This window comes from Clostridium sp. (genome assembly GCF_051650885.1).
Lineage (GTDB): Bacteria > Bacillota > Clostridia > Clostridiales > Clostridiaceae > Clostridium.
In genome coordinates this window covers 1-8,235 of sequence record NZ_JBOFRG010000168.1, presented here as the reverse complement: position 1 = coordinate 8,235, position 8,235 = coordinate 1, and the positions used below count along the sequence as shown (strand labels likewise).

The following is an 8,235-nucleotide window of genomic DNA, read 5'->3' as shown; positions in this document are numbered from 1 at the left end:
ATATTTATAATTCCAACTAAAAAACTTGTTTTTAGTTGCCCTAAGTTAGGTAATAATACTAAAGGAAATGCTAATGAACCTATTAATGCTCCTATATAATCAAAGCTTAAAATATTTGCTATTGTTTCTTTCAAGTTTTCCTCTTCTTCATCTAACATTCTAGTTAATATAGGAATTTCAAGACCTACCAAAATACCAATTATGATTATACAAATATACATAAATACAAAATATATTTCTGTATATGCATATGTATAAAATAATATAAATCCTGAAAATCCACCCACAACTCCAAGCAATAATTCAACTATAATAAACTTATCAAAAAGGTTCTTGTCTATTCTTTTTGACATTGCTGAACCTATTCCCATTGCACTCATAAATAATCCAATAGTTATAGAATATTGTTTTACACTATCCCCCATTAAATATGAACTAATTGCACCTATAATAAGCTCATAGATAATTCCACATATAGCAATTAAAAATACTGCAAATAAGATTGGTGTTATACTTCCCCTCTTCTTCTCCATTTTCACCTTTTTAGAAGTTTTATTCTGTTTAGTAAAACCTCTAACTCCCCCTTTATTTATTTAGGAGCTACTGAAAATGTAGCTCCTTTTTCTATGCAATACTTGCACTTATTACAATTGCAATACTAACAAAAATTCCTGCAACAGCAAGTCCTGCTGCAATATTATGTTCATCAATCTCTTTATTTAAATCAAATGGCAAAATAAAATCAAAAATCTTATATCCTATTGCACAAAATATTATTCCTATAAAAAAATACATAATACTTCCTAATATCTGTTCCATACTTCCTCCTTAATAAATAGTCGCTTTAACAATTATTCCTATAGCTAAAAATATTCCAACTAAAACTATTCCCATTGCAGGGTTTTTTTCTTTTATTTCTCCTGCAAAATCATATGGTGTTATTAAGTCAAAAAACTTATACCCTACAAACATTAAAATTAAACCCAATGTTGCATAAGCCAAAGTTGATACTATTCCAATCATTCCTTCACCTCCTATTTTCCAAAGCTTGTTCCACCACCTGTACTTTTTCTAGTTCCTGTGCTTGAATTTCTCACACTATTTGAACTTCTCATAGTACTTCTCTTATTTTTAAAAACCTTAGATGCATCATTTGCTGCAGAAACTACACCATAAGTTCTAAAAAACTTTCCTGGTCTATGAACTGCCTTATAGCCTCCGCCATCTAAGTACTCTTCATTAGACACCTGTATATAAGTAATTCCCTCTTCTCCCTCATATACTAAAATTTCTTCATCATAATAATTTAGCAATATAGCTTTTCCACTAGCTAAAACTTCTTTTCCAATAGGGTTCATTATATTTTCTATCTCTTTTACTGTTTCATCTACATTTAAATTACTTTTATAGACTTCAGCTTTTTTATTGTTAATTGAATTTGTTAAACTTGTTTCATACTCTAAAATTCCGCTACTTATAATACTTTCATTAATTGACTGTACTTCAAATTCGTCATCCTCATCTCCACATGCCACTAATGAAAATATGCTAATTATAAGCATAAAAATTAATAAAATCCTCCTCTTCACATTTTCCCTCCATATTTTTAACCATAAATTTCAACATTATATTCTTTTATATCTCGTCCTACACTATATTCTTTTTCTAATCCCCAAGTTTCTACGCTAAAATATTTTTCTTCATTTCTATCACAGTACTCCATAAACCTGACTTCTGTACCAACTTTAATACCTAACCCCTCACATTTTTCTACTACCGCTACCCCACCTTCATCTAAATTATATTTAACATTTTCATAAATAAAATTTTTTCCTACTTCTACCTCCGGTCTTTTTATTTCTTCATATAACCCTATTTCTATTTCATCATCCATTTCAACACTAAGCCACTTAACATCAAAAGCATCCTTTAACTTATATTCAATCCACTTCCATCCATCACATGTAAAATGAATTATTCCTTCTATTTCATAATCAAGCTCTTCAATACAAACCATATCTCCAAGCTTCAAATTAAATAATGTTTTCTTTTCCATTCTTTTTTCAGCTTCTAATGAATTATTCGATTTAACAATATTTTTTAATCTATTAAATATCCCCATATCTTCTCCCTTAATTATTCTTTACCTTAATAAGTATTTAAAGCTAACTTAAAATATACTCTTAAGTTAGCTTATCTTTAATTTATTTTCCCATTTTTTCTTTTAAAGCTGCTAATTGATCTAAAACAACTGAATCTTCCTCATTTAACTTATCAAACTCAGCCTCTAATTCATCCTTTTGTGATAAATTATCTAATTCTACAGTTGCATCTGCCTCATACTCTAAACTATCAACCTTTTCTCCAATTCTATTGAAGGTATCAAAAACACTTGTGTCATTTAAACTTGCCATAGTTGAGTGTATAGATTTTTGAGCCTCTGCTCTTTTAGTTCTAGCAATAAGTAAATTCTTCTTTCTTTTTGCCTCTTCAATTTTATTAGATAATTCTTTAAGACTACTTTTCAATTTATCAGTTGCAAGCTTTTGAACCTTCCATTCTTCTTCATACTTTAATGCAATTCCTTCATACTCAGCCTTTCTTTTTAGAGCCTCTATTGCTAAAGTATCATTTCCTGCTCTTACTGCAAGCTCTGCCTTACTTCCCCATTCATTAGCCTTTCTTTCTTGAGTTTCATATTCTTTTTTCAATCTTTTTTCGTCTGCAATAGCTCTTGCAACTTCTGATTTTGCCTTTGTATATTGCTCACTCATATCAAGTAATAATTGAGTTAACATTTTTTCTGGGTCTTCTGCCTTTGATATTGCATCATTTATATTTGATTTAATTACTGTTGATAATCTTTGAAAAATCCCCATAATAACACTCTCCTTTTACATAAAGCCTTTAAATATTTCTTTATGATGTGCAATCGATAGTTCAATACTTTCTATGGATGCTCTAAATTCATTTAAATCTAAATTTTCTGCTCTTAAAGTGTCTACTATAACTACATTATCATCTTCTAATGCATATGCACCATGAACTAAATCGTAAGCATTTAGTTCTAATAATTTCTTATAAAAATTCACACTACAATTTTTTAAAATTTCCATTACCTTTATTCTAAAAACAACAATATTATCATTAAGATATATTACAAGCTTATTATTTTTATCTAAATCCTCTATTAACCACATATTTTTATGAATTATCTCATAACTTAAATTCATTTCTATTAGGTATTCTTCAATTAAATTTCTTTTTTCCATAAATTCCTCCCACTATTACTCTTCTTACTTAACATTTATATTAAGTTTTTTTTATTTTATTACAAAATAAAAAGACATCACACGATGTCTTTTAAGCTATTTAATAAATATTCTATTATTTTTCAAAATTAATTTTATCTTTTATTATATATAATGGTCTCTTATTTACTTCATCAAACATTCTAATTATATATTTACCTAGTATAGATAGTACTCCAAGTAGTATAGCTACTACAAAATTAATATATGTTATTAAAATAAATGTATCACTTATTCTATGTCCTATTATTAAGTCAACAATCATCCATATTATCTGAACTGCAAGAGCTAAGAAAAATAACATAGATAATCCTCCTATTAAATTAATAGGTTTATGTGAAAATGATATAATTCCGTCTTCTGCTAATTTAAGCATCTTCTTTAATGGATATTTTGATTCACCTGCAAATCTTTCTGCTCTATCAAACTCTACATATGTCTGCTTAAACCCAAGCCATGAAACCATTCCTCTTACAAAACGATTCTTCTCTTCCATACTATTAAATACATCTACTACCTTTCTATCCATTAAACGATAGTCTCCCGTATTTTTTGGAATATCTACATCAGACATAAAATCTAAAAACTTATAAAAATACTTTGCTGTTATAAGCTTAAAGAAACTTTCTCCATCTCTCTTTTTTCTTTTTGCATAAACTACATCAAAACCAGCTTCCCAATTTTTCACCATGTCCACTATAAGTTCAGGTGGGTCTTGAAGGTCTGCATCTATAACAACTACTGCATCACCTTTTGCTTCTTTTATACCTGCTGTTACAGCAATCTGATGCCCAAAATTTCTAGCAAAATCTATTATCTTTATATTTTTATCTTCCATTGCAAACTCTCTAAGTCGTGGAAGTGTATTATCTGTTGAACCATCATTAACAAAAATAATTTCATAAGTATAGTTATGTAAACCAATCATAACTTCCGTTAATCTTCTATAACATTCATCTACAACTTTTTCTTCAAAATACATTGGAACTACTACTGATATTAATTTCTTCATATGTTTATCCCCTAACATTTAATTTCCTATACTACTTTAACACTTTTAATATACTTTAACAAGAAATAAAACCATCCTGTTTTTACACAAGATGGCTTAATTTTAGTAACGTAACTTCCCTGTTTTTACTGCTCTTTCTCTTTGAAAGTCCAAAGCTTACTTCCAACAAAATTAATTAATGTAGTTACTACTATAACTAAAATTTGTGCAACTGTTTTATTTAAATCAAACTCTTTAACTAAAATAAATAATAATCCATTGTTTATCCCTAATACTATAAGATTAACAATTATAAACTTTATAATTGTATGAATTGATTTACTCTTTGTCTTAAATACCCACACATTATTCCAAATGTAACTATTAATCATTCCAATTCCATACCCAATAGAATTAGCAAAAATATAATTTAATCCACAGAACAATAAAATATTATACACAACCATATTTATTAAAGTATTCAATATCCCCACAAACCCAAACTTAACTAGCTTTTCCATCATAGTCCTCCAAATTTTCTACTCTCTTTTCAAATAAATAAAATAAGCTTTAAAGCTTATCCCTATCAATTTTATCATATCTAATAAGAATTTTATATCCTTTAGACTTCTTCCCTTTCATTATTTTCTACTTCTTATTATTTCCTTATTTTTTTCTTTTAAGTAATAATAATCCATTTAATTTGTTATAATAAAATTGCTATACTTTACAGATATAATGGGGGAATTTTATGAAAAAGAAATTATTATGGGGATTAGGAATTATTTTATCACTAGCTTGCTTATATGGAGTAATCTTTTATTTTAGCTTTTTTCAAGGGGATGCTTATATAAAAGATGGTATTGTCCATGTAAATGCTGTAAAAAAAGATGGACTCAATAAATACAAGCAAATAGCAACAGACTACAAAATATCTTTGCCAGAGGCTAAACCTTTATCAGGAGTTTCATTTAAAGTTCTTGGTACTGATTTACCTAATGCAGTAAAACCACTACTTTATGGAAAACGATATTATTTACCAATAAACTATATATCAAATTTATTCCATTTTACTTATCAAAATAAAACACTTAAACATAATACTACAACTATAAATTTAGCAGATAAAACTTGGCTAATTAATGAAAAGTCTTATACACCACGTGGTATATTGTTAAACTATAACAACATAGATTATATTTCATTGTCAGATATTGAATATCTATTTAATTCAACTATAATTTTTGATGATGAAAATAACTCAGTAAATATATTAAACTCTTCACTAAATAAAAGAGATGCAGAAGCTAAACCTCTTAAAGATGGGAAAGTAGCTTTATTACGATTTGAAGATGTAACTGCTGGAAGCTCTTTTGAATCAACAATATCACAAGCTAAATTCAAAGCAATGGCAGACTCATTATATAAAAACGAACTTAAATTTAATGTTACATGGATTCCTAGATATGTTTATCCTGAACAAAAAATTGATAATGATTTAACCGCTTCTGATAGCTTTAGCAATATAGGCTTCATAAATATGTTAGACTATCTTATAAATAGTAACGGTCAAATTGGGCTTCATGGATATACTCATCAAGCAGGTGATACATCTAGTGCTGTTGGTAGTGAACTAACAAAAGACGATAATTCTACTGATGCAGAAACTAGAAAAGTTATTGAAAGTGCAATTTATACTGCAAATTACTTAAACATTCCAGTTCACTTTTTTGAAAGTCCACATTACCACGCAACAACTAACCAGAAATCGATTATAGGCGAATATTTTCAATATCAATATGAGCCATATAATATTTTTAAATATACAGCTCTTGAACAAACCTCTAATGAGAACTTATTTATTCCAACACCTCTTAGCTATGTTAAAAATAGAGATGCTAGTTCTATTCTAAAAAAATTAGAATCTAGTCCACCAAATTTCCTAGCCTCTATGTTTTATCATCCAAGCATAGAATTAGATTATATTACTTTAAATACTACAAACAATCTATTTGAGCCTACCTTCACTAAAGATTCAATTTTACAGCAACTTATTGAAGGTTTTAAATCAAATAATTATACAACTATTCATCCAACTGATTTTAATAATTAAACAAAAGGACTATCTCGCCTTTGAGATAGTCCTTTATTTACATTTCATAAAATTCATTTTACCAAATTAAAATTTGGAGACCCACTTATACTAAAGTGTAAGTTCGTCTTGCCAAATTAAAATTTGGAGACCCACTTATACTAAAGTGTAAGTTCGTCTTGCCAAATTAAAATTTGGAGACTCACTTATCTAACCTTATATGTTTCTTTTGGTTTGTTCCAAAAGAAACATATACTTGTCCCGATAATAGCTCCAATGGAATCTATTAAAACATCTGTAGCTCTTCCTGCTCTTCCTGCCACAAATAACTGATGTACTTCATCTGTAATTGCATAACCTATTGTCACTAATAGTGCTATCATCATAGCTTGCCTTCTATTATAGAATAATATAAATGCATTATATGAAAGAATTCCTAATATTGCATATTCAGTTATATGTGCTCCCTTTCTAATTATAGTAGTTGCTATATCCACATATGCAACATCTATAGTGATTCCTAACTTCTCTATTAGCTTTAAAACAAAACCACTTTGAGCACTCGATACATCTGCTGGTTGATGTGACATATAAAAAATAAATATCATCCATCCAATTAATAAAGCTAAGTTTATTATTTTCTTTCTCTTCATCTCTATACCTTCTCTTCTTATAATATATCCATTCTATTATATATATCCTAAACAGTAAAGAAAAGTAAAAAAAATAGAGTTTCTATCTTCTTTAGGTAGGTTTTGTGATAACTGACCTAAAATAAATAGTTCCTCTATTAATTGCAATTTTATCTATCTTCAACTATATATCTATTTATATATGCTAAAGATTCTTCAATTATACCTTGTCCCTTTTCTACATCTTCTAATTTCATTTCTAAACTTCCCATTCTTTGACTAATCATAAATAACTCATCTTTCACATCATTTAATAATTTATCTCTAAAGGAAATTTGATTTCCAAATTCATCAATTAAAATTTTCTCTGGTGGCTCCCCACACTCAATACACTTTGCAAAAACTACATTTTTATCTGTATCTAAAAATAATTTAAATGTATCATTCTTACAGGCTTCACATATTGAAACTAAATGATACCCTGTTTCATTCAAATCATATATTTCATTGTCATTACATTCGCTACATATTGCTTCTATTTTCCCTTCAGAATCGCAACTCTTTATAAAAAATTTATTTCCACTACATCCCTCTTTATGACATACAACAGTTCTTATCATATATAACCCCTCCCACAGCACATGAAATTCTTTTGGTTTTCTTCTCTACATAAATATATGCTGTATATATATTTTTATTCCTAAAAATAAAAATATCATGTGGCTCATGATATTTTTGTTATTTCTCTATTCTAATAGTTATTAATCTCTTCTTGAACTACTTTTATTTTTTTATCAATTTCCTCTGTTTTTTTGTTCGCTAAAATTAAATCTCTTTTTTCTAGCTTAAGTTCTTTAAGCCTATCCTTTAGTTCATCTATTTTCTTCACAAAAAACACTCCCTATGTTAGCATTTAATACTTTTTTATATTATGCTATTTCTATTTTATATGTACCTAAAATAAAAGTATTAATTAAATTTCTTTATTATATTATAATACTAAAGTTACCATAATATAACTCTTTTGCACAAAAAAAAGTCATGAACTATTGTTCATGACTTTCCACCTATTTGGTGGAGATAAAGAGATTCGAACTCTTGACCCCCTGCGTGCAAGGCAGGTGCTCTCCCAACTGAGCTATACCCCCAAAATGGTGGACCTTCAGGGACTCGAACCCCGGACCTACCGGTTATGAGCCGGTTGCTCTA

General features: G+C 28.2%; 12 protein-coding genes, 1 tRNA gene and 1 pseudogene. 1 reads left to right on the top strand and 13 read right to left on the bottom strand.

The features are described from left to right. From ACRC28_RS08385 to ACRC28_RS08345, 9 genes and pseudogenes are all read right to left on the bottom strand, one after another. Positions 1 to 533, bottom strand: a pseudogene (locus tag ACRC28_RS08385) (polyamine aminopropyltransferase); the annotation flags it as partial. 91 nt (positions 534 to 624) lie between these two features. After that, positions 625 to 819 (bottom strand): DUF350 domain-containing protein, encoded by a 195-nt coding sequence (locus tag ACRC28_RS08380; protein ID WP_438543002.1) that lies wholly within the window; start codon positions 817 to 819, stop codon positions 625 to 627. 9 nt (positions 820 to 828) lie between these two features. Beyond that, the gene (locus ACRC28_RS08375; protein WP_438543001.1) at positions 829 to 1,023 is read right to left on the bottom strand and encodes a DUF350 domain-containing protein; all 195 of its coding nucleotides are present in this window, start codon (positions 1,021 to 1,023) and stop codon (positions 829 to 831) included. Positions 1,024 to 1,034: 11 nt separating this feature from the next. Then, positions 1,035 to 1,562, bottom strand: coding sequence for a hypothetical protein (locus ACRC28_RS08370; RefSeq protein WP_438543000.1), 528 nt, complete (start codon positions 1,560 to 1,562; stop codon positions 1,035 to 1,037). Between the two features lie 44 nt (positions 1,563 to 1,606). After that, on the bottom strand, positions 1,607 to 2,122 hold the full coding sequence (locus ACRC28_RS08365) for a DUF4178 domain-containing protein (protein WP_438542999.1): 516 nt from the start codon (positions 2,120 to 2,122) through the stop codon (positions 1,607 to 1,609). Positions 2,123 to 2,204: 82 nt separating this feature from the next. After that, complete coding sequence (locus tag ACRC28_RS08360; RefSeq protein WP_438542998.1) at positions 2,205 to 2,879, bottom strand: PspA/IM30 family protein; 675 nt, start codon at positions 2,877 to 2,879, stop codon at positions 2,205 to 2,207. 15 nt (positions 2,880 to 2,894) lie between these two features. Further along, complete coding sequence (locus ACRC28_RS08355; RefSeq protein WP_438542997.1) at positions 2,895 to 3,272, bottom strand: hypothetical protein; 378 nt, start codon at positions 3,270 to 3,272, stop codon at positions 2,895 to 2,897. Between the two features lie 115 nt (positions 3,273 to 3,387). Next, positions 3,388 to 4,323, bottom strand: coding sequence for a glycosyltransferase family 2 protein (locus ACRC28_RS08350; RefSeq protein ID WP_438542996.1), 936 nt, complete (start codon positions 4,321 to 4,323; stop codon positions 3,388 to 3,390). Positions 4,324 to 4,448: 125 nt separating this feature from the next. Beyond that, positions 4,449 to 4,823: a GtrA family protein gene (locus ACRC28_RS08345; protein ID WP_438542995.1), complete on the bottom strand. Its 375-nt coding sequence runs from the start codon at positions 4,821 to 4,823 to the stop codon at positions 4,449 to 4,451. A gap of 230 nt (positions 4,824 to 5,053) precedes the next feature. On the opposite strand from ACRC28_RS08345, the gene ACRC28_RS08340 reads away from it, so the two are divergent. Then, the gene (locus ACRC28_RS08340) at positions 5,054 to 6,415 is read left to right on the top strand and encodes a DUF2334 domain-containing protein (RefSeq protein WP_438542994.1); all 1,362 of its coding nucleotides are present in this window, start codon (positions 5,054 to 5,056) and stop codon (positions 6,413 to 6,415) included. Between the two features lie 185 nt (positions 6,416 to 6,600). Here ACRC28_RS08340 and ACRC28_RS08335 read toward each other — a convergent pair whose 3' ends face one another. From ACRC28_RS08335 to ACRC28_RS08320, 4 genes are all read right to left on the bottom strand, one after another. Beyond that, positions 6,601 to 7,047, bottom strand: coding sequence for a VanZ family protein (locus ACRC28_RS08335; RefSeq protein WP_438542993.1), 447 nt, complete (start codon positions 7,045 to 7,047; stop codon positions 6,601 to 6,603). A gap of 149 nt (positions 7,048 to 7,196) precedes the next feature. Next, entirely contained in the window at positions 7,197 to 7,646 is a 450-nt protein-coding gene (locus ACRC28_RS08330; protein ID WP_438542992.1) for a hypothetical protein, read from the bottom strand. A 131-nt stretch (positions 7,647 to 7,777) separates the two neighbouring features. Beyond that, positions 7,778 to 7,915, bottom strand: a complete 138-nt coding sequence (locus tag ACRC28_RS08325) for a hypothetical protein (RefSeq protein WP_438542991.1) — start codon at positions 7,913 to 7,915, stop codon at positions 7,778 to 7,780. A 183-nt stretch (positions 7,916 to 8,098) separates the two neighbouring features. Next, positions 8,099 to 8,174, bottom strand: a tRNA-Ala gene (locus ACRC28_RS08320). Between the last annotated feature and the right edge of the window lie 61 nt (positions 8,175 to 8,235).

Bases quoted from the DNA above. Each gene is read 5' to 3' on its own strand.
- ACRC28_RS08380 (WP_438543002.1), bottom strand. From the start codon at position 819: ATGGAACAGATATTAGGAAGTATTATGTATTTTTTTATAGGAATAATA.
- ACRC28_RS08375 (WP_438543001.1), bottom strand. From the start codon at position 1,023: ATGATTGGAATAGTATCAACTTTGGCTTATGCAACATTGGGTTTAATT.
- ACRC28_RS08370 (WP_438543000.1), bottom strand. From the start codon at position 1,562: ATGCTTATAATTAGCATATTTTCATTAGTGGCATGTGGAGATGAGGAT.
- ACRC28_RS08365 (WP_438542999.1), bottom strand. From the start codon at position 2,122: ATGGGGATATTTAATAGATTAAAAAATATTGTTAAATCGAATAATTCA.
- ACRC28_RS08360 (WP_438542998.1), bottom strand. From the start codon at position 2,879: ATGGGGATTTTTCAAAGATTATCAACAGTAATTAAATCAAATATAAAT.
- ACRC28_RS08355 (WP_438542997.1), bottom strand. From the start codon at position 3,272: ATGGAAAAAAGAAATTTAATTGAAGAATACCTAATAGAAATGAATTTA.
- ACRC28_RS08350 (WP_438542996.1), bottom strand. From the start codon at position 4,323: ATGAAGAAATTAATATCAGTAGTAGTTCCAATGTATTTTGAAGAAAAA.
- ACRC28_RS08345 (WP_438542995.1), bottom strand. From the start codon at position 4,823: ATGGAAAAGCTAGTTAAGTTTGGGTTTGTGGGGATATTGAATACTTTA.
- ACRC28_RS08340 (WP_438542994.1), top strand. From the start codon at position 5,054: ATGAAAAAGAAATTATTATGGGGATTAGGAATTATTTTATCACTAGCT.
- ACRC28_RS08335 (WP_438542993.1), bottom strand. From the start codon at position 7,047: ATGAAGAGAAAGAAAATAATAAACTTAGCTTTATTAATTGGATGGATG.
- ACRC28_RS08330 (WP_438542992.1), bottom strand. From the start codon at position 7,646: ATGATAAGAACTGTTGTATGTCATAAAGAGGGATGTAGTGGAAATAAA.